At 62.0% G+C, this 21,024-nt stretch carries 17 protein-coding genes and 1 pseudogene; 7 read left to right on the forward strand and 11 right to left on the reverse strand.

Annotation, left to right across the window (positions count from 1 at the left end; translation table 11 throughout):
* Positions 1–46: 46 nt before the first annotated feature.
* The 5 genes from BS629_RS00795 to BS629_RS00820 all read right to left on the reverse strand — a co-directional run bounded on the left by BS629_RS00795 (position 47) and on the right by BS629_RS00820 (position 5,879).
* A complete protein-coding gene (locus tag BS629_RS00795; protein WP_026188801.1) occupies positions 47–313 on the reverse strand; it encodes an acylphosphatase in 267 nt (88 codons plus the stop codon).
* Between the two features lie 695 nt (positions 314–1,008).
* The gene (locus BS629_RS00805; protein ID WP_018246779.1) at positions 1,009–2,592 is read right to left on the reverse strand and encodes a gamma-glutamyltransferase family protein; all 1,584 of its coding nucleotides are present in this window, start codon (positions 2,590–2,592) and stop codon (positions 1,009–1,011) included.
* A 72-nt stretch (positions 2,593–2,664) separates the two neighbouring features.
* A complete protein-coding gene (locus BS629_RS00810; protein ID WP_026188800.1) occupies positions 2,665–4,146 on the reverse strand; it encodes an FGGY-family carbohydrate kinase in 1,482 nt (493 codons plus the stop codon).
* Positions 4,147–4,160: 14 nt separating this feature from the next.
* A complete protein-coding gene (locus BS629_RS00815) occupies positions 4,161–4,961 on the reverse strand; it encodes a BtpA/SgcQ family protein (protein ID WP_018246777.1) in 801 nt (266 codons plus the stop codon).
* A 66-nt stretch (positions 4,962–5,027) separates the two neighbouring features.
* On the reverse strand, positions 5,028–5,879 hold the full coding sequence (locus tag BS629_RS00820) for a DeoR/GlpR family DNA-binding transcription regulator (RefSeq protein ID WP_018246776.1): 852 nt from the start codon (positions 5,877–5,879) through the stop codon (positions 5,028–5,030).
* A 161-nt stretch (positions 5,880–6,040) separates the two neighbouring features.
* On the opposite strand from BS629_RS00820, the gene BS629_RS00825 reads away from it, so the two are divergent.
* Entirely contained in the window at positions 6,041–6,826 is a 786-nt protein-coding gene (locus tag BS629_RS00825) for an SDR family NAD(P)-dependent oxidoreductase (protein ID WP_018517718.1), read from the forward strand.
* Positions 6,827–6,872: 46 nt separating this feature from the next.
* Positions 6,873–8,021, forward strand: a complete 1,149-nt coding sequence (locus BS629_RS00830) for an ABC transporter ATP-binding protein (RefSeq protein WP_018246775.1) — start codon at positions 6,873–6,875, stop codon at positions 8,019–8,021.
* A 13-nt stretch (positions 8,022–8,034) separates the two neighbouring features.
* On the opposite strand, the gene BS629_RS00835 is transcribed toward BS629_RS00830, so the two are convergent.
* From BS629_RS00835 to BS629_RS00845, 3 genes are all read right to left on the reverse strand, one after another.
* Positions 8,035–8,853, reverse strand: a complete 819-nt coding sequence (locus BS629_RS00835) for a carbohydrate ABC transporter permease (RefSeq protein ID WP_018246774.1) — start codon at positions 8,851–8,853, stop codon at positions 8,035–8,037.
* Positions 8,850–9,791 carry a carbohydrate ABC transporter permease gene (locus BS629_RS00840; protein ID WP_018246773.1) on the reverse strand — a complete coding sequence of 314 codons (942 nt, stop codon included), beginning with the start codon at positions 9,789–9,791 and terminating at the stop codon, positions 8,850–8,852. The genes BS629_RS00835 and BS629_RS00840 overlap by 4 nt, the downstream gene beginning before the upstream one ends.
* Positions 9,792–9,944: 153 nt before the next feature.
* Positions 9,945–11,231 carry an ABC transporter substrate-binding protein gene (locus BS629_RS00845; RefSeq protein ID WP_018517719.1) on the reverse strand — a complete coding sequence of 429 codons (1,287 nt, stop codon included), beginning with the start codon at positions 11,229–11,231 and terminating at the stop codon, positions 9,945–9,947.
* Positions 11,232–11,440: 209 nt separating this feature from the next.
* On the opposite strand from BS629_RS00845, the gene BS629_RS00850 reads away from it, so the two are divergent.
* From BS629_RS00850 to BS629_RS00870, 5 genes are read left to right on the forward strand one after another with little or no spacing between them, the layout of a single operon-like run.
* Entirely contained in the window at positions 11,441–12,892 is a 1,452-nt protein-coding gene (locus BS629_RS00850) for an FAD-dependent oxidoreductase (RefSeq protein WP_018246771.1), read from the forward strand.
* Positions 12,889–13,926: a questin oxidase family protein gene (locus tag BS629_RS00855; RefSeq protein WP_018246770.1), complete on the forward strand. Its 1,038-nt coding sequence runs from the start codon at positions 12,889–12,891 to the stop codon at positions 13,924–13,926. The genes BS629_RS00850 and BS629_RS00855 overlap by 4 nt, the downstream gene beginning before the upstream one ends.
* An 18-nt stretch (positions 13,927–13,944) precedes the next feature.
* Positions 13,945–15,141, forward strand: a complete 1,197-nt coding sequence (locus tag BS629_RS00860; protein ID WP_018246769.1) for an amidohydrolase — start codon at positions 13,945–13,947, stop codon at positions 15,139–15,141.
* Positions 15,142–15,179: 38 nt separating this feature from the next.
* The gene (locus BS629_RS00865; RefSeq protein WP_018246768.1) at positions 15,180–16,529 is read left to right on the forward strand and encodes an 8-oxoguanine deaminase; all 1,350 of its coding nucleotides are present in this window, start codon (positions 15,180–15,182) and stop codon (positions 16,527–16,529) included.
* 9 nt (positions 16,530–16,538) lie between these two features.
* Positions 16,539–17,771, forward strand: a complete 1,233-nt coding sequence (locus BS629_RS00870) for an amidohydrolase family protein (RefSeq protein ID WP_026188799.1) — start codon at positions 16,539–16,541, stop codon at positions 17,769–17,771.
* 84 nt (positions 17,772–17,855) lie between these two features.
* On the opposite strand, the pseudogene BS629_RS37950 reads toward BS629_RS00870, so the two are convergent.
* From BS629_RS37950 to BS629_RS00880, 3 genes and pseudogenes are all read right to left on the reverse strand, one after another.
* A pseudogene (locus BS629_RS37950) lies at positions 17,856–18,143 on the reverse strand (DDE-type integrase/transposase/recombinase); the annotation flags it as partial.
* A 247-nt stretch (positions 18,144–18,390) separates the two neighbouring features.
* Entirely contained in the window at positions 18,391–19,788 is a 1,398-nt protein-coding gene (lpdA, locus tag BS629_RS00875) for a dihydrolipoyl dehydrogenase (RefSeq protein WP_018246766.1), read from the reverse strand.
* Positions 19,789–19,793: 5 nt separating this feature from the next.
* Positions 19,794–21,023 (reverse strand): dihydrolipoamide acetyltransferase family protein, encoded by a 1,230-nt coding sequence (locus BS629_RS00880; RefSeq protein ID WP_018517720.1) that lies wholly within the window; start codon positions 21,021–21,023, stop codon positions 19,794–19,796.
* Between the last annotated feature and the right edge of the window lies 1 nt (position 21,024).

Consider the following 21,024-nt stretch of genomic DNA (forward strand, 5'->3'; position numbering starts at 1 on the left):
CATTGAGTAAATAATATGCACGAGGGAAATGCGCCACAGCCCGGTACTAGGTCCTTTCGCCGCTGATCGCCGTGCGATCTATCCTCTCGACCCATACGTCGATAGGCCCGAGAGAGCATCCCATCTCCATCATGTCGATCAGCTCCTCCGGCCCAGCAACCTCAAGTTCGATCCGCATGGAACTCGTATGAGATATGGTGTGCGAGAGGCCAAGCTTGGCGGCATGGCGCCGGATCCAGGGGACAAAGGAAGCAGCCTTGAGATCACCGACAATCGTCATCCGCTCCTGGAAGTGAGTTGTATCTTGTCCCATCATAAGGATCCCCGTCCTTGCTCTGCTATACCTTAGCGCCTGAATGACCTTGGCGAAGGGGCATCGTCAAGGCGAGGATATGGCGTTGGGGTTTCTTTTGCAAAGTCCTCGGCGGTAGGCCTGACAGCTTCGACTTGTGAGACCGCGAAGTTTGTATTTAAACGAATATCGTGAAAAAGCTGGTTTGCCGGCTGCTCACGGAAACGATTGCGGCCGTCGTTCTGACCGGCTTCCGCTGGTATCGCTGTTACCTCCACCGACAGCCCCGATGATGAGATTGGCATCGCGCTCAACAATTCCATGCCTGGCCGAACAGCAGCTGGGCTGCGCCAGGCTCGTAAACACCTTTGCCAATTCCTCACCACCCCGCGGCTGCACCGCCGGCGACGCAACACGGTGGAGGTAACACTGCAGGGGTTGCACCCATGGCGCAGCCTAGCCGCGCGCGTCGAGTTGTGGCTCCCGCGCGGCCTGCCGGCCTCGACGCCCCACAACATCGCCCTGTGCCGGCGCTTCGATGCTCACGCCGAGGCTGTTGCCCGTCACTTCACCGCCTGCCAGTCAGCATTGTGACAAAAGCCGTGACTTTCCGCCCGCGAAGTTGGCTGGTTCGCAGCCGCCTGGAGCGTCTGGCCTGAAATCAATCCCCGTTGATCGTCGCCGGCATCGCCATCGCGACACACGTCTTGCAGCGCTCACTCACACTGGAGCCGGCTTCGGTCGGCGACGGGAGAGATTCCGATCGCCAAGCCCTCGCCACGTGGATCATGCGCGCCGGTCGCCATTCCGCTCTCATCGATGGCAATCACGCCAGCCTGTCCCGCGAGCGGGCTCCGCGCTTCGATCGGAGATAGGACGTGGCCTCGAGCGGCCAGTTCCGCAAGCACTGTTTCACCCACGTCGCTTTCCAGCTTCAGGCTGTCGCGGCTATCGGAAAATGTCTTGCCGAGAAGAAAGCGCGGACCGGCCAGCGCTGCTGCCGGTTCCTCGTCAAAGTCGATCAGCCGGGTCAGCAGCATCGCCAGTGTCTGCGGCTGGCCGTCGGCGCCTTGGGTGCCATAAAGCAGGGCCGGCCTGCTGTTGCGCAGGCCGAGGCCGGGGTTCAACGTGTAGAAAGGACGCTTGCCGGGGGCGATGCCATTGACATGCTTGGGATCGGGCGAAAAGGCCGCCCCGCGGTTCTGCCAGAGAATACCCGTATCGCCGACAACCACGCCGCTGCCCCAGTCGAAATAAGTGCTTTGCAAGACGCTGACGCTGCCGCCCACGGCATCCGTTACGGCGAAGAACACGGTGTCGCTGCTGCGAAAGGGCGCCGGCCATTCAAGCGCTCGCACGGGATCGATAGAGGCCGCCGCCTGCGCAAGGTGCTGCGTGCTTAGCCATTCCTCTACCGGCTGTGGTGCGACATCGGGATCGGCAATGCTGTGGCGATCGAGAAAAGCGCGTTTGACAGCTTCGACGCAGAGATGCAGATGGTCTGCGCTGCCGGCCTTATGGGCGGCAATGTCAAAATGGGCGAGAATCCCCATGATCGCCAGTGTCGTGAGCCCCTGTGTCGGCGGCGGCGGCGCAAGCAGCTCAAATCCCCGATAGGAAAGACTGATGGGCGCGACCTCGCGCGTTCGGGTCGCCGCAAGATCGTCACTGGTCAGTGGAGAGCCCACAGCCTGCAGCCCTGCCGCGATCTTTGCGGCCAGTTCGCCCTCGTAGAATGAACGTGGCCCATCGCGGGCAATCAGCGAAAGCGACCGCGCCAAATTCGCCTGCTGGAACAGGCTGCCTGTTTTCGGCGCCGCGCCATCCGCCATGAAAAGCGCGGCAAAACCCGGCCAGCCGGCCGCTTCCGCCCGCCGGATGGCAAGCCAGAAGCTCTGCGAGCGCGTGATGGAAAACCCCTTTCCCGCGTGGCGGATCGCATCAGCAAGCAAGACAGGAAAGTCGATCTTACCGCCCCAGTGCCGCGCGGAATAGTCATGCGCGTGCCGCCACGCATCAACCGCGCAGGCCGAGGTCAACGCCGAAAGCGGTCCGCGCAGCGGAATGTGTCCGTCGAAATCCGGCAATTTCCGCGCCGCCTGGCCGATGCCGAGAAAACATGTCTTCCGCCCGCTGCGATCGGCAACAATCCAGACGGAATCGCCGCCAAGCCCGCAGAAATGCGGATAGACGACAGCGATCGTGCTGCCGATGGCGATCGCAGCTTCCAGCGCGTTGCCGCCGGCCCGCAGGATTGCCGCGCCCGCCTCGCTCGCCAGCGCATGCGGACTCGTCACCATGCCGCCACGTCCAGTTGCCTGCATCGTCGGATCCCGGTCTATCCTTGTCATCGCGCTCGAATTCCGCTGAGTCTATGGTCTGTAAAGCGCACGATAGGTCCGATAGCCCTCGTTATAAACCGCCGCATTGTCGGGATTGGGCACGATACTTTCACCCTGGCTGACAAAGGCGGTTACACCGGACCAGTCCTCGGTCAGTCCGGCGCCGATCGCCGCTGCCCAGGCGACGCCGAGGCAGGAGCCGGGATGGCCGGTGAGACCTTGTAGCGGCTGCTGCAGCACATCGGAAACGATCTGCATCCAGATCCGGCTCTGCGATCCGCCGTCGGAGACGATGAACCGTGTCGTCGGGTGACCGATGTCGTTCAGGACGTCGATATGATGACGCAGCGCATAGGCATAGGCTTCCAGCATCGCCCGCCAGAGATGGCCGATATGATGCGACAGCGTCAGTCCCTCGATCAGTCCGCGCGCGCCGGCGTCGTGAATCGGTGTCTTCTCGCCGAGGAAGTAAGGCAGGATTGTCAGCCCGTCCGCGCCGGGCGCGCATTGCGCGGCCAACCGGTCGAGATAGCGGTGCACGGATATTCCCTCCGCCTTTGCCGCGATCTCCTCGTATTTGGCGAAGGTGCCGATAAACCAGTTGAGCCCCGAGCCGCCGGTCGACATGCAGCCGTTCGGCATATAGAGCCCTGGAACCAGATGATAATCGAGAAACATACGGGGATCGGGCCGCACGACATCGGTCGCCGTCAGAATATCCACTGCACCCCCGAATTTCAGCAGCACGTCGCCGGCCTTATTGATCCCCGCGCCGAAAGCCGACGCGATCATGTCGGCTGCCCCGCCGATGACAGGCGTTCCAACTGCAAGCCCCGTCGCCTTGGCGGCTTCGTCGGTCACATGGCCAAGCACCTCATGCGATACCGCCTTCCCAGGAATGGCCTCCCGCAGAATTCTGGCAAGCCCGATGAGTTCGTCGTCGAGATTGCCGGTATTAATGTCGACGAAGCCCGCTTCCAGCGCCCAGTTCTGTTCGATTGCCTGCACGCCGGTCAGCTTCCAGTTGATGAAATCATAGGACCCCATAACGGTGGCAATGCGCTCGAAGACCGTCGGCTCGTGCCGGGCGATCCAGCGCAGTTTTGCCGTCACCAGCTGCTGGTTGATGCCGTTTCCCGCCCGGCGGAGAAAATCCGTCTCATCCCACTCTCCCTTAAGTTCCTCGACTTCTTCGCCGCAACGCCCGTCGCTCTGCTGGATGCTGGGCCTCAGCACTTGGCAGGCGTCGTCAAGCAGCACGACGGCCGGCAGCATGCCCGTCACGCCAACGGCCGAGATTTGTCCGGCCTCAATGCCACTCGTTGCAAGCAGTTCCCTGGTAACCTCACAGACATTCGCCCACCATTCCGCCGGGTCTTCCTCGGCCCAGCCATGCTGCGGTGAATGAAGCGTCGAAGGCCGTGAGGTGAGCCCGAGCACGCGGTTCGGCAACTCGATCAAGATGCCGATGGTGGAGGTGGTGCCGATATCGAGGCCGAGCGTGATGGACATGGCGGTTCCGTTGTTCAACGCAGCGTCTCGACAGTCTCCATGAAGCGCTTGACACGGTCGCTGTCGACCGGGTTCCACGTATTGCCGTCCACCTTGAAATGTGTGCCGATGATGACACCGCTGGCAACGCTCAATATGTCGCGCACATTGTCCTTGTTCACGCCGGTATTGGCAAAGACTGGGACATCCCTGACGGTCTCGCAGACACGTCTCAGGTCTGATTGATCGACTGCCTGTCCAGTCAGCGGCCCGGAAACCAAGATGGCATCGGCGAGCGACGAGAATACTGCGCTCTTCGCTCTGAGTTCAATCGGCCGCTGGTCCAGCGAATGGGCAAATTCGGCGTTGATGTTGAAGAGCATCTTCATGTCGTCGCGGCCGAGACTGCGCCGCAGCCGCGCCGCCTTGGCGCAATCGGGCTGCCAGATCCCCATGTCGGAGGCAAAGACGCCGGTGAAGATCTCGCGAACGAAGCTCGCGCCAGTCACCGCGCCGATCGCAACGCTTGCCGAGGGATCCCAGAGATAGTTGACGCCGAACGGTACGGTCAGATGCGGCTTTACCCGCTCGACGATCGAGGTCATCGCCGCCAGTCCTTCCGGCGGCGCCTGGAAGACGTAGGGCCGGTCGTTCTCGTTGCCAAACATGATGGCGTCGACACCGCCCGCTTGCAGTTTCTCGACATCGGAAAGCACGTCGTCGACGAGCTTATTCAGCCCGCCGGCGACGTCATAGGCGGGCGAGCCGGGCAGGGCGCCAATATGCGCCATGGCGATGACCACTTTCTTCTTGACGCCGAAAAAGTCGAAGACCATGCGAAAACTCCCTGAAGCGCAATCGAGTGGACGGCATCCGCTGGAAGATCGGATGCGAAAGGGCAATCAAAGCAGTGGCTGCTCCTCGGGCGCGATGCGCACCTCGACGCCGGCAGTGGCGAGCGCATCGGCAAGGTCGGACGGCGGCATGGCATCGGTGATCAGCATGTCGAATTGCTGCAGCGGCGCGATATGCACCAGCGACATGCGCCTGAATTTGCTGGAATCGCAAAGCACCACCTTCTGTGTCGCGCGGCGCAGATAGACACGTTTCATGTCGGTGTCTTCGAAGGAATAGTCGTAAATTCCCTGCGCCGTGATCCCGGACACGCCGACGAAGGCGATGTCGAACCAGAGTTCCTCGAATTGCAAGACGGCGGACTGGCTGCTGATCGCCATTTCCTCGCCACGCATGCGCCCGCCCGGCAGGTAGACCTCGCCAGAGCCGGCGCCGAGCTGCATCGCGTTGCGCACGCTGTTGGTGAAGATCTTCGTATGCGGCTGGTTGAGCAGCAGGCCGGAGAGCAGATAGGTCGTGGTGCCGACGTCGAGCGCCAGGGTTCGCGCGCCGGCAGCAACGCCTGCGGCTGCCATCGCGATGGTTCGCTTCGAGGCGGCATTGCGCGTCAGTCGGGATTCGAAAGTCGGTTCTTCGCGGTCGACAGCCTCGTTGGCGATCGGCTCGAAGGCCTTGCCGCTGCGCACTGCGCCGCCATGGGTGCGCACCAGCCTGCCGTCCTTTTCGAGCTCGATCAGGTCGCGGCGGACGGTCATTTCGGAAACGGCAAGCTGGGAGGCGACGTCGCTGACGGAGACCGCGCCTTTGCGCGCCAGTGTCTCCAGGATGCGCGCATGCCGCACCTGGGCCAGAACCTTCGGTTTTTCCGCTGCGGCGACCATCTGCTGTTCCGCGTCCATGATACCGTTCTGATCCTCCCGCCGTCGCAACCCGTGGCTACGAACTGATTGTTGCCCTCTATGTATCGAATGAGTCGAACAAATTCAAACATAAATTTCTCTTGTTGTGTATGATTTTGTTGATATATGATCGGGGATGTTTCCATTCGATGAGGGCGGGCATGCAGTCACCGAGCTTTCCAGAACTATCCGGCAAGCGTGCGATTGTAACCGGCGGAGCGACAGGGATAGGGCGCGCGATCGCGACCGCGCTCTCCCGCCAGTCGATCCAGGTGGCGATCTGCGACATCAACCTGGCTGCCGCCGAACAGACGGCGGCCGAGATCGGCAACGGCGCCACTGCCTATGCGATCGACGTTCGCAAGCGAGCCTCAGTCGAGGCGACCTTTTCCGAGGTTGTCGAGAGGACCGGCGGTTACGAGATCCTCTGCGCTAATGCCGGTGTCTCCACGATGCAGCATGCGCTGGAACTGACCGACGAGGAATGGGACTATAATTTCGACGTCAACATTCGCGGCATCTTCCTGACCAACCAGGTTGCCGCGCGCCGTTTTACGGGCATCGGTACCGGCGTCATCGTCAACACCGCCTCGCTCGCCGCAAAAATCGGCGCGCCGCTGCTGGCCCATTATTCCGCCAGCAAGTTCGCCGTGCTCGGCTGGACGCAGGCGCTCGCCCGCGAGCTTGCGGCTTCCGGCATCCGCGTCAATGCCGTCTGCCCCGGTTTCGTCAAGACTGGCATGCAGGAGCGCGAGATCGCCTGGGAGGCGACCCTGCGCGGCGTAACGCCCGAACGCGTCGTGGCAGATTATATCGCCCAGACGCCGCTCGGCCGGCTGGAAACGCCTGAAGATGTGGCCGATGTTGTCGTTTTCCTCTGCTCGAATTCGGCCCGCTTCATGACCGGGCAGGGCGTCAACGTCACCGGCGGCGTCTACACGACCTGACCCGTCCAGGAGCTGCAACAGGCCTCCCGTTCAGCAAGGAAAGAGCATGGCTGAAATCGTCTTCGACCAGATCAGCAAGAGCTATGGCGATGGTTATGCGGCGATCCGCAACCTGAACATGACCATCCGCGACGGCGAATTCCTGGTCCTGGTTGGCCCCTCCGGCTGCGGCAAGTCGACGGCGCTGCGCATGATCGCGGGCCTCGAGGAGATCACCGATGGCCGCCTGACGATCAACGGCGCGGTCGTCAACGATCTTGCCCCGCGCGACCGCGATATTGCCATGGTCTTCCAATCCTACGCGCTTTACCCGCATCTGACGGTGGCCGAGAATATCGGCTTCGGCCTTCGCGTTCGCGGCCTCGACAAGGCCGACATCGCCCGCAAGGTGCAGGAGACGGCGAAGCTCCTGGAGCTCGAGGACTATCTCGCCCGCAAGCCCGCCCAACTCTCCGGCGGCCAACGCCAGCGCGTCGCCATGGGCCGGGCGTTGGCCCGCAGCCCCCAGGCCTTCCTGATGGATGAGCCGCTTTCCAATCTCGATGCCCGCCTGCGCGGCCAAATGCGCGCAGAAATCGCCCGCATGCAGAAGATGTCGGGTATAACGACGGTCTATGTCACCCACGACCAGGTCGAAGCGATGACCATGGGTGATCGTGTCGCCGTCATGAGGAGCGGCGTCCTTCAGCAGCTCGGTACGCCGCGCAGCCTCTATGATCAGCCGGCCAATCTCTTCGTCGCAAGCTTCATGGGCTCGCCGGCGATGAACCTGCTGGCGGCCGATCTCTTCGTGACGGAAAACGGCCCCGAGGCCCGCTTCGGCCAGGCATCCATCCTTTTCTCGGGCGAGGTGCTTGCCGAGCGGCCGCGCATCGCCTCCGCCGCCGGACGTGCCGTCGTGCTCGGTATCCGCCCGGAAGCCTTCCGGCCGGTCGATGCCGGTGGTTTGGCCGGGTCCGTCGCCTTCATTGAGGATCTCGGCGCCAACCTGCTCGTCCACGTCGATGTCGAAGCCGCCGACCGGTTGAAGTCGCTCTCGGCCGAAGAGGACGACGTGACACTCTCTGCCCCGCAGCTGCGCGTCATCGTTGACGGCACCAACCGGGTGAAGATCGGCGAGCGCCTGTCGCTTGCCGCCGATCCCGCCCGGATCCACGTCTTCGATGCCGCGACCGAAGCGGCGATCCGCGCTTGAGCGCAGCGTCTCTTTAGTGAATGCCTTTTGTCAGGCCCTGCACGAAATAACGATTGAGGAAGAGCACGATCAGCACGATCGGGATCGTCGAAAAATGCGCCAGCGCGCCGAGCGTGCCCCAGGTGATGTCCTTCGTTCCATAGGCTGAAAGCAGCGCCACCGAGATCGGCTTGGAATCGAGCCGGGTGAGAAACATCGGATAGAGGAAGTCGTTCCAGGAAAACATCAGGCAAAACAGTGTAGAGGCGACGACGCCTGAGCGCACCGCCGGCAGCGCCACGCGCCAGAAGGCGCCGAAGAGCGTACATCCATCTGTCAATGCCGCCTCTTCCAGCTCCTTCGGCAGGCTGCGGAAATAGGAAAACATCATCCAGGTGACGAAGGCCGAATTCAGCATTGCGTTGATGAGAACGACGGCAATCCAGCTGCCGAGCAGCCCGATATCGCGCATCATCAGATAGAAGGGGATCAGCGCCGCCACGGCCGGCACCATGCGGATCGCCATGAAGAAATAGGCAACTGCAATGGCATAGCGGCTGGTCGAGCGTGCCAGCGCATAGCCTGCCGGCACGCCGAGAAGCAGCGACAGGATGACGGAACCGCCGGCAATCAGCAGGCTCGACGAAACGAGGCTCCAGACATCGAACAGGCGGAAAACTGTCGCGAACTGTTCGAAGGTTGGTGTGAAGGTCAGTTTCGGCGGGATCGAGAAGATGTCGCGCGATGGTTTGTAAGCGGTCGATGCCAGCCACAGGAAGGGCAGCAGGAAAAAGGCGAGCATGACAAGGATGAAGCTGCGCTCGCCGATGCGGCTGAGAGTACGTGCGCTCATCGCCCGTTCGCCTTTCTGTCCGCCTTGCGGATCAACAGGATGAAGCCTGCAGCGATCACGGCGATGCAGATCAGCGTCAGATTTGATATCGCCGAGGCGCGGCCGATATTGAAGAATTCAAGCCCCTGCTTTACCGCATGCAGCATCAGCGTGTTGGTTGCATTGCCCGGCCCGCCGCCTGTCGTCACGTAGACGCTGTCGAAGATGCGGAAGGCATCGATGGTGCGCAGCGTCAGCGCCAGCAGGATCGAAGGCAGCATGAGCGGAATGACGATGATCCTCAGACGCTGCAACGCTGTCGCTCCATCCACTTCCGATGCCTCGAGAATATCGCCCGGCAATGCCTTCAGGCCGGCGAGCAGGATCAGCGCCACGAGTGGCGTCCATTCCCAGATGTCGACGAAGATAAGGGTTGCTAGCGCCGAGTTCGCATTGGCGAAAAGCCCACGCGGATTGGAAATCCCGAACTCGGCAAGATAGTAGCCGACGAGCCCGTAGTCGGCGAGCAACAGCGCCCGGAAGATCAGTCCGACCACAAGCGGCGTGATCGTTACTGGAATGAGGATCAGCGCCAGACAGATCCGGTTGAAGCGATCATCGCGCCAGAGCGCCAGCGCTATGGCAAAGCCGAGCAGCAATTCGACAGTCACAGCGCCGACCGTGAAGATGACAGTGTTGACGAAGGCCCCGCGCGTCACCGTGTCGGAGAGAAGATCGATATAATTGCCGAGGCCGACGAAATGCGTCCGCGCCGGCTTGAGCAAATTATATTCGTAGAGGCTGAACCAGATACCCTGCGCCAGCGGCCAGACGCCGATGACGAGCACGTAGATGACGGCCGGCAGTGTCATCAGGATGAAGAACAGCCGCCTGCGCTCCAGATAGGAAACGCTGAAGGCCGGGGTGGGCTTCAGCGCGGAAGTAAGGGATAGGGTCACGTCATGTCCATCAGGTTCCTGGTTCGATGCGCGCTACCGGGATCAAGCCCGGGGCTCACCCGATCATGAAGCCTGAGGCGCATCGGATCAATGGTCTGGAAATGGCGGGGCCGCGACGTAGGTTGCGGCCCCGGGGAGGAAACCGTTTTGTTCTCAGAAGAGCTTTGCGGCGGCTTCCTGAGCGGCATCGAGCGCCTTCTTAGGATCGGCATTGCCGACGAGCACGTCGTTGACGGCGGTGCCGAGCAGATCCTGAATCTCCGGATATTGCGGGATGCGCGGACGATATTCGCCGTCGCCATGCTCGAAGGTTTCGGCGATGACGGGCAGGAAGGGGAACTTATTCAGAAGATCAGGATCGGTCATCTCGCTCTTGCGCAGGAAGCTGCCGGCGCCCATCATGTTGAATTCCTTGTGCACCGGCGGGCTGACCAGCCACTTGATGAAAGCCCAGGCGGCTTCCTTCTGCGTGTCCTTGATGCCGGCGTTGATCGCCATGCCCCAACCGCCTATGCCGTAGAGCTTCGGCAGGCCGGCGCCGCGCGGCGCCGTCGTGATCGCTACCTTGTCGACGATCTTGGAAATCGACGGATCATAGTAGCCGGGCGCGCCGACCGACCATGTCTGCATGGTCGCGGCAATGCCCTGGCGGAAGCTTTCCTCGCGTCCGCCCCAGTCGTAATCAACGGCGCCGGGAGGTGCAGCCTTCATAAAGAGGTCCTTGTAGACGGTCAGGCTCTTGATATTGGCTTCGGAATTCAGCGCCGGCTTGCCATCCGAGCCGAGGATCGATCCGCCCATTTCGGTATTGTACTGCATCCAGTCCTGCGCGACCGCCGGGCCCTTCTGGCCGTTGGCGACGAAGCCGTAGGTCTTCTTGGCCGGATCGGTCAGCTTGTAGGCGGCCTCGACCAACTCTTCCATCGTCGTCGGCGCCTTCAGGCCGGCGGCGTCAAACAGATCCTTGCGATAGGCGAGCACGTTGGCATAACCGGCGAAGGGGAAAGCGACTTGCTTGTCGCCCCAATGGCCGAGCGCATTGAGAAGCGTCGGGTAGATGTCGTCGAGCTGCAGTTCGGCAGCATCGCGCTTCATCCAGTCGGTGAGGTCGACCGTATAGTTGTTCTCGGCATACTGGCCGGACCAGACGATATCCATGGTAACGAGATCGTAGCCGCCGGTGCCGCCGACGAAATCGGTCGTCGTCTTGGTGAGCAGCGAGCCATAGTCGAGAATGTCGACCTTGACGGTAGCGCCCGTCTCCTCGGTGAATTTCGGAGCAAGGGCCGCCAGGACCGCGGCAAACTGGTCGTTCTGCGAAGCAAGCGTGAGGGTGATGCCGCCATACTTCTTGTCGGCACCGATGGCTGAGCCGGCAAAAACGACCGAGACGAGGCCTACGATCGCCAATTTCTGTGTGAGACTACTGAGCGATTTCATTTTTGCTCCCCTTATTTTGATTGGCCGGGGCACTATACATCAAACAAAATCGCACTCAAGCGCACTTGACAAAAAATTGTAAACATTAAAAATCACAAAATAAAACATATTCGCGCATGAATGTCCATATTTTATGCGCGTTGCTTAAAAAATAGCAGGGAGTGACGATTGCTTTACTGTCCTATCCACTGCGCACGAGCTGCCCATCGATGACGACCAAGCCGGACGAGCGACTGAAAGAGCTGGAATGCCGCGCACATGATGAAATGGCGCGCATCGAAGCGCTCGGCGCAGACTGGCCGGCGCTCGGCGGCGAGGACAGAGACGATTTCCATTCCATCGTCATCTGCGGTGCCGGCTTCTCCGGGCTGTCGATTGCTTTTGCTTTGAAGCGGCGCGGCATCCGCTCGGTCCATCTTATCGATCAGAGCGAGGAAGGTCGCGAAGGTCCGTGGGTGACCTGCGCCCGCATGCAGACGCTGCGGTCGCCGAAATATCTCTCAGGCCCGGATCTCGGCATCCCCAGCCTGACGTTGCGTTCCTGGTATGAAGCGCTGAACGGCACGGAGGCCTGGGAGGCGCTCGACAAGATCAGCCGCCAGGACTGGATGAACTATCTCGTCTGGTTTCGAGGGACTGTCGGTATCGACGTCGAAAACGGCACGATGCTTTCCTCGATAAATCCGGCGGGGGGCGAACTTGCTCTCACGCTGACAAAGGGTGACAGCACCAGCCGTACGATCACCTGCCGCCATCTGGTGATGGCGACCGGCATCGACGGCTGCGGCGGTCCGCGCATACCCGCGATGGTCAAGACGCTGCCGAAATCCACCTGGACGCATAGCAATGAGCCGATCTCGATCGATTTCCTCGAGGGTAGGGATGTCGCAATCCTTGGCGGCGGCACGTCGAGCTTCGACTGGGCGGTGGCGGCCCTGGAGACAGGAGCCAGAAAGGTGACCATGTTTGCGCGGAGCGCCGATCTGCCGCGCACGGAGGTTCTCGCCTGGACAAACTTCCCCGGCTTCCTCGGCCATTTCGCCGACCTGCCTGATCTGGAGCGCTGGCGCTTCGCCCACCTCTACTTCAATTTCAAGGTGCCGCCGACGCAGGAGCAGTATGACCGAGCCTGCCGCCACCCTGGTTTTACCATGCAACTCGGCTGTGGCGTCGGCGAACTCTCGATGGACGGCGGCAAGATCAGGCTGACGACCGCAAATGACATCTTCCACGCCGATCACCTTCTGCTGGGCACCGGTTACGAGATTAATTTCGCGCTCAGGCCCGAGCTTGCCAGCCTTACCGAGGCCGCATCACTTTGGAAGGACCGTTTCCAGCCGCCGCAGGGAGAAGAGAATGCCATGCTTGCCGACCATCCCTATCTCGGTCCTGGTTTCGAACTTATGCCGAAACACGCTGAAGCCGGCTGGGTCTCGCGCATCCATATGTTCAATGCCGGCGCGCTGGCGAGCCTCGGCCCCATCAGCAATGGCGTCACTGGTCTCAAATACGGCGTGCCGCGCATCGTCGGTGCCCTGGTGAAAGCGCTGTTCATCGAGGACTCCAACCGGTATCTTCAAGCATTGGCCGCCTATGACGAACCGCATTTCGATCCTGGCATAGACGATGACGTCACGACATCAAGAGAGGTTTTGGCATGAGACAGGCCGCCGCCGTTCAATTTTCCGGACTGGAGACCATCCTTTCGCGCGCGCGCGCGGACAGTGTCGAATTTCCTTACCTCCTCGCCAACCATGTTCCAATGGTGCTGATCGCGCTTGATCGCCTCGGTGCCTCGCCGGAACGGCTGGATCAGTGGTACGAGCAGTATCGCGACAGCCACAAGCTTCAGCCGATGCCGCCGCCGGTTGCTCCGATTATCAGGGCAGCCTGGGCCGAGGCGCTTGGCGACCGCACCCGCGAGACGGACTACCGCGCCTTCTTCATCGGCGAAACCCACCGGCTCGGCATTGATGCCGTTATCCGAAGCTATCTGCCTGCCATGGTGAACGGCCTTGCCGGCAGCGCCATGCATCCGCTGATGCGTCTTGCTTATGGTGTCCTCAAAAAGGACAACGAGGAGGTCGGCACCGCGCTTGGCTATTGGGCGGCCTGTTATCTGCCGCTTCCCCCCGCGACCGGCACCGCTCCCGATACCGACGATCCTGGAAGGGTGCTTGCCGATGTCAGCAATATCGAAGGCATCCGCGATTATGCGCCGGAAACGGATCTGCTCTGGCATAATATCCGCGCTGTCGCTGCCCTTCCGGGCTTCCGTCCTGTTATCGATCGCCTGGCTTTCGGCGCAGCTACGCCGCGCCGCATGGCCGCGACTTCGCTTGCGCTCTTCGCCGGAACCATGGATTTCTCCGCACTCCATTCCGTCACTGGCCTGCATTGGCTGCGCCTCGTCTCTCTGCACTTGGAAAATGCCGAGCCCTTTTACCGCGCTTTCTGGCAGGTGATTGCCTCGCTGGTGCCGAAGATCGGCTTTCCAGAACTTCCCACCGCCGAGGCGCTGGAAGAAATGCGCAGTCGAGAGGCGCCCGTCTGGGCAGAGATCAAACGCGCCGCGATCGCTTCGGACGACGAACACGATGTCAGCCTGGTTTTTTCCGCCTTGCAGGAGGAAGAGGTTTGGAAGGATCCCCTCTATCGCGTCGTTGCGGCGTGCAGGGTTGGGCTGATCGCATAGCGGATGATGGAAGGATTGATGACGCCGAGCCTCGTAATCGAAAATGCCAGGACCGAAGCCGGCGCGATCGTCTCGCTCATTCTGGCCAATGACCGGATCGCCGCGATCGGTCCGAATGCGGCGGCCGGCATCGACCCCGCGGTGCCGCGGTTTGATGCTGCCGGCGGCCTGCTTTGCCATCCTTTCGTTGACGGTCATATTCATCTCGACAAGACCCTGATCGGACTGCCTTTCATCCCGCATATCCCCGGCGATACCGTCGCCAAGCGCATCGAGGCGGAAAAATCCCTGCGGCGCACGGTGTCTTTATCGGTCGAAGCCCGCGGCGGCGCCCTGCTGGAGAGGCTCGCAGCCTATGGAACGCTCTCCGTGCGCAGCCACGTCGATATCGATACCGAAGTTGGCCTGAAGGGTCTGGAGGCCGTGCTCTCGCTGAAGCAGAGCCATGGTCATCTCGTCGATATCCAGACCGTTGCGTTCCCGCAATCCGGCGTGCTCCGCGATCCCGGCACCGCAGGGCTGCTCGATGCGGCGATCGCCGCCGGCGCCGATCTCGTCGGCGGCCTCGATCCTGCCGGCATCGATAACGACGTGACCGGCCATCTCGATGCGATCTTCGCCGTCGCCGGCAAATACGGCGTCGGGCTTGATATCCATCTACATGACGGCGGCGCGCTCGGCGCTTTCGAGCTGCGCCAGATCGCCGACCGCACGGTAGCGCTCGGTCTCGAAGGAAAAGTGGTCGTCAGCCACGCCTTCTGCCTCGGCGAGTTGGGGGATGCCGATTTCGGCCGCACCGCCGCAGTACTCGCCAGGTCGGGCGTAGCGATCATGACCAGCGCCCCAGGACCCGTGCCCATGCCGCCAGTCAAGCGGCTTGCCGCCGCCGGCGTCCGGTGCTTCTGTGCCAACGACAATATCCGCGACGCTTGGTCGCCCTTCGGCAATGGCGATATGCTGGAGCGTGTCGGCATTCTCTGCGATCGCCAGGATCTTCGTTCGGATGAGGATCTGGCAGCGGCCTTCCGCCTGGCAACCCTGGCGCCGGCCGAGATCCTCGGCCGCCCCGTCGGCTCACTCCAGGCCGGCTCGCCCGCCGATTTTAACATTTTGCCTGCCGCGTCGCTGGCAGAGGCCGTCGCTGCCCGTCCTCTCGATCGTACCGTCTTCCGCGGGGGCGCCATCATCGCCCGTGGCGGCCGGCTGATCGTCTGATTTTTTCCGTCAATGCAGTGCGCATGGGAGAACCACCGATGAAGGGTCGTCTCTGGATTCAATCACCGCTCGCCATCATGGCCGAGGGCGCTGGGGGCGGCATCGTCGTCGAGAATGGCCGTATCGTTGAACTGGTCACGGCTGGACGGCAGCCCGCAGACTCCGTCGATGCGCGCTTCGACGCCGGCCGGCACGTCGTCATTCCGGGTCTCGTCAACGCCCATCATCATATGTTCCAGACCCTGACGCGCGCCCATCCGGCTGCGATCAACAAGTCGCTGTGGCCATGGATCCGCGCGCTCTATCCGATCTGGGCAAAACACATGACGCCCGAAGCCTTCCGTCTTGCCGTCCGTCTCGCATTGACCGAGCTCCTGCTTTCCGGCTGCACCACCACCTCCGACCACCACTATCTCTACGCCGCCGGCCTCGAAGACGCGATGGATGTCGAGGCCGAGGAGGCAGCTCGCCTCGGCATGCGCATCACGCTGACGCGAGGCAGTCTCAACATCAAAGACCAGCAGGGTGTCATTTCGCCCGCCAATGTCGTGCAGGACGACGACGTGATCCTCGCCGACAGCGAGCGTGTGCTTCGGCGTTATCACGACCGCTTCGAAGGGGCGATGGTGCAGGTGGCGCTGGCACCCTGCGCGCCCTTCGACGTCACGCTGGAGCTGATGCGCGAAACAGCCGCACTGGCTGAACGCTATGATTGCCGACTCCACACCCATCTGGTCGAGACCAAGACGGAAGCAGAATATTGCCGCAGCAAATTTGCTTGCACGCCGGTGGAATATCTCGACCGTTGCAACTGGCTGAATGCCCGCACCTGGCTTGCCCACGGCATCCATTTCGATGATGCCGAGATCGCCGAGCTTGGCCGGCACGGCGTCGGCATCTGTCATTGCCCGACCTCGAACATGGTGCTTGCTTCTGGTATGTGCCGCACATGCGAGCTGGAAGCAGCAGGCGCGCCGGTCGGTCTCGGCGTCGACGGTTCGGCCTCCAACGATAATTCCAATCTGATGGAAAGCGTGCGCCATGCACTGATGCTGAACCGCCTCAGCTACGGCGCTGAAGCCGTCACCCATATCGACGCGCTTCGCTGGGGAACCGCTGGCTCGGCAAAGCTGCTTGGCCGCGACGATATCGGCAGCATCACGCTGGGCCGTCAGGCGGATCTGGCCTTTTACAGGCTCGACGAATTGCGTTTCTCGGGTGCCGGCGATCCGCTGGCCGCCCTGGTGCTCTGCGGCGCCACCACGGCCGACCGTGTCATGATCGCAGGCGAATGGCGCGTCGCCGACGGAATGCCTGCGGGTGTCGACATCGAGGCGCTGATAGCCGATCACAATCGCGTCGCCCGCAATTTTCTTCTGTCAGTCTGAGGAGGCTCCATGGCGATCGACTTTGTCATCCGCAACGCCCGACTGGCAGGCTTGACTGAACCGACCGACATCGCCTTCGAGGCGGGCCGCATCGCGGCGATCGCGCCTGGTTTCGTCTGCGATGCCCCGCATTATGATGCCGGGGAAAAATTTGCCTGTGCAGGTCTCATCGAAACCCATATCCACCTCGACAAGGCCGGGATCATCAGTCGCTGCAATCTCTGCACCGGGACACTCGCGGAAGCCATCAGCGAAACCTCCCGGGCCAAGGCGGCCTTCACCGAGGAAGACGTCTATGCCCGTGCTGCCGCGGTCGTCGAAAAGGCGATCCTCAACGGCACCATCCGCCTGCGCACCTTCGTCGAGATCGACCCACGCGCCGGGTTCCGCTCCTTCGAGGCGATCAGGCGTCTGAAGGCGGATTATGCCAGCCTCGTCGACATCGAAATCTGCGCCTTTGCCCAGGAGGGCCTGACGAACGATCCCGATACGGAAGAGATGCTGGAACAAGCGTTGAAGGCGGGCGCCGATCTGGTGGGAGGCTGCCCCTACACCGATCCCGAGCCGACCGAACACATCCGTCGCATCTTTGACATCGCCATGCGCCATGACGTCGCCGTTGATTTCCACCTCGATTTCGATCTCGACCCCGCAGGCTCTGATCTTCCGACCATTATCGTCGAGACCGTCGCGCGCCGATACCAGGGGCGCGTCTCGGTCGGCCACGTCACCAAGCTCTCGGCCCTGCCGCTGGAAGAGCTGGAGCCGATCGGCCGCCGTCTCGCCGAGAGCGGCATCGCGCTGACCGTCCTGCCGGCCACCGATCTCTTCTTGACCGGCCGCAATTCGACCTTTCTCATCCCTCGCGGCGTGACACCCGCTCATCGCCTGGCAGCACTCGGTGTCGTGACGACCATCTCCACCAATAATGTCCTCAATCCGTTCACGCCCTTCGGCGACGTCAACCTGATGCGCATAGCCAATCTCTACGCGAACATTGCCCAGATCGGCACCACCGATGGCCTCGACGGCGTCTTTGCCATGATCACGGCGCAGGCAGCCACCCTCCTGGGAATAAAGGGCTACGGCATTGCGATCGGTAGCGGGGCAGATGTCGTCCTCTTCGACGCCCCGTCGGCTGCCGATGCCGTTGCGACCATCGCGCCCGCGCTCATCGGTTGGAAAAAAGGCCGCCGGAGCTTCCTGCGACCGCGCCCTCGGCTTTTCGTGCACGAAGGCTAATTTCGTCGCCGGCCGGCCGCGTGGCGTGTCTTTCAGACGATTGTAGATATAAGTGAGATTGCGTTCAGTGATCGAGAGGGAAGATGGGACGAAGAGGTTTCGGACGGCGGAGAAGATCAACACGAAATGTTGCAATGAGCCAACCGACCATAAGCCCTGTCGCGTTCGCTGCCGTTTTCTGAACGGCAGGTGAGAATTCTCCGCCCGGTTGTTCAAGCCTTTGGAGCGCAATTTGTCGGTGATCACACGCTTTGGCGGCGTGGCTTGCTTGTTCAGAAGTCGCGTCAGCAGGCACTTGGCCGCCTTGGTGTAACTTCGCGTCTGGACGATCTCATCGAGCACATATCCGTCCTGATCAACCGCTCTCCACATTTCTGACCGTTGATGTGCACACGACTTCAATCGAACTGCCAAACGTTGCCGCAAAAGGGTTGCCGCAAAAGTCGCAGTTCCATAATGTTGATTATGCCAGATTTACACGTAAAACAGGTAAAATATGCATAATCAACCTTTAGAAGAGAAGTGACTTGCCGCCTGGTCGACGTGGATGAATCCCACAAGATCCTCCGCCCGAGCACGGCGCCTTCCCGGATCTTCAGTGCCCGGACCCGGGCGTAACTCAGATATGCAGGGCGCTTCCCAAAGCTTTCAGCGCCGCCTCCATCACCGCTTCGCTGCGGGTCGGATGTGCGTGGATGGTGCCGGCGATGTCTTCCAGGCGTGCACCCATCTCGATGGCCAGCGCAAAAGCTGCCGAGAGCTCGGAGACCCCGGCTCCCACCGCCTGCAGGCCGAGCACGAGATTGGTGTCGGCGCGGGCCACGACGCGCACGAAGCCCTCTTCGGATAGCATTGTCATCGCCCGCCCGTTGGCGCTGAACGGAAACTGGCCGGTGCGAATCTCATAACCTTGCGCCTTCGCTTCCGCCGGCGACAGGCCGGCGCTGACGATCTCCGGATCGGTGAAGCAGATGGCTGGGATGCATCGTTTGTCCCAGGCCCGCTTCTTCCCGGCGATGATTTCCGCCACCATCTCCCCTTGCGCCATGGCCCGATGGGCAAGCATCGGCTCGCCGGTCACATCGCCGATCGCATAGATGCCGCGCATCGACGTGCGGCAGCGGTCGTCGATCCTCAAATAAGGGCCGGCACGGTCGAGATCGAGCTCTTCGAGACCGGATCCTGCGGTTCTTGGGCGGCGGCCGACGGTGACGAGGATGCGGTCCGCCGGCAGGGACTGTTGGCGGCCATCGGCCGTTTCGACGATCAACGCCTCGCCATTGTCGGCAAGGCCGATCGCCTTGGCACCTGTCAACACCCGGATACCGCCTTCGGTCAACTTGCGCATGACGGGCCGCACCAGCTCGGCATCATATTGCGGCAGCACCTGTGGCGTCGCCTCGACGATCGTCACATCAGACCCCATCTTGGAAAAAGCCGTCCCGAGCTCCAGTCCGATGTAACCGCCGCCGACCACGGCGAGCTTTTTCGGCAGCTCCGTCAGCGACAGCGCCTCTGTCGAGGAAATGACGCGGCCGCCGAAAGGCAGGTTTGCAAGCTCCACCGGATCGGAACCGGTGGCGATCACCACGGACTCGGCGCGGATGATCTGCTGGCCGGTTTCCGTCTCCACCTCCACCGTCTTGCCGTCGCGGAAGTGGGCGCGGCCGTGGACGATCTTGACTCGTGCCTTCTGCAGCAGCCCCGAAACACCACCTGTGAGCCGGCCGACGATCCCGTCCTTCCAGGCAATCGTCCTGCCGAGATCGATCGAGGCGCCCTCGACGCGGATGCCCATCGGATTCTTGCCGGCAAGCATCCTTTGCGTCGCATCGAATTCCTCCGCCGCATGGATCAACGCCTTGGAGGGAATGCAGCCGACCGTCAGGCAGGTGCCGCCCGGTTTGCCGGCCTCGACGATAACAGTATCGATGCCGAGCTGCCCGGCGCGAATGGCGCAGACATAACCGCCCGGACCGGCGCCGATGACGAGGAGCTTGCAGACGATCTCTTTCATGGATCTCAGCTTTCGATAAAAATGAGCGCCGGCGTTTCGAGCAGCGCGCGGATGCGCTGCACGAAGTTTGCCGCATCCCAGCCGTCGATGATGCGATGATCAAAGCTGGAGGAGAGGTTCATCATCTTGCGCGGCACGAACTGCGTGCCGTCCCAGACCGGTCGCGTGGCGATCTTGTTGACGCCGACGATCGCCACTTCAGGATGATTGATGATCGGTGTCGAGACGATGCCGCCGAGCGCGCCGAGCGAGCTGATGGTGATGGTGGAGCCGGAAAGCTCATCGCGTGTCGCGGTGCCCGAGCGCGCCGCTTCCGCCAGCCGGTTCATCTCCGTGGCGCAATCCCAGATGCCGCGGGCTTCCGCATGCCGGACCACCGGCACGGTCAGACCGGCCGGCGTCTGCGTGGCGATGCCGATGTGCACGGCACCATAGCGCGTGATGATGCCGGCATCATCGTCGAAAGTAGCGTTGACGTCAGGCTGTTCGGAAATGGCCTTGACCAGCGCCCGCATCAGGAAGGGCAGAACCGTCAGCTTTGGATGATCAGGCTTGCGATCGCCGTTCATGGTGGTGCGCAACTCCTCGAGCGCGGACATATCCACTTCCTCCACATAGGTGATGTGGGGGATGCGCGAGGCGGAAAGCACCATCTTTTCGGCGATACGGCGGCGCAGGCCGGTCAGCTTGATCTCCTCGGTCGCCGTCTTCTTGGCAAAACCGTTCTTGACCGCAGCAGGAGCGGTTCCAGGAGTCAGGAATTGCTCGATATCCTCGCGCAGGATACGCCCGGCCGGTCCGCTCCCCTGCACCTGCCTGAGATCGACGCCGCTTTCCCTGGCGAAGAGCCGCACCGAGGGAGCGGCAAGCGGCTTTTCCGCCGGCGCCGCCGCAGGGGCTGGCGCTGCCGGAGCAGGTCTTGCAATCTCGGCTCTGGGCGTTTCGGCAATCGGCGTCTGCGAAATCCCAATGGGCTGCGCCTCGCCGACATCTCCCGCAGTCTCGATCCGCACCAGCGGGGCTTTGACCGCGATGCGGTCTCCGACCTCGCCGGCAAGCCATATGACGATCCCATGGACGGGAGACGGAATTTCCACGGTGGCCTTGTCGGTCATGACGGCGGCGATCACCATGTCCTCGCGGACGGGATCTCCTGTCTTCACGTGCCACTCCACAATCTCGGCCTCGGCGACCCCCTCCCCGACATCGGGCATCTTGATGATGAATTCGCCCATG

This window comes from Rhizobium leguminosarum bv. viciae USDA 2370 (genome assembly GCF_002008365.1).
Classification (GTDB): Bacteria; Pseudomonadota; Alphaproteobacteria; order Rhizobiales; family Rhizobiaceae; genus Rhizobium; species Rhizobium leguminosarum.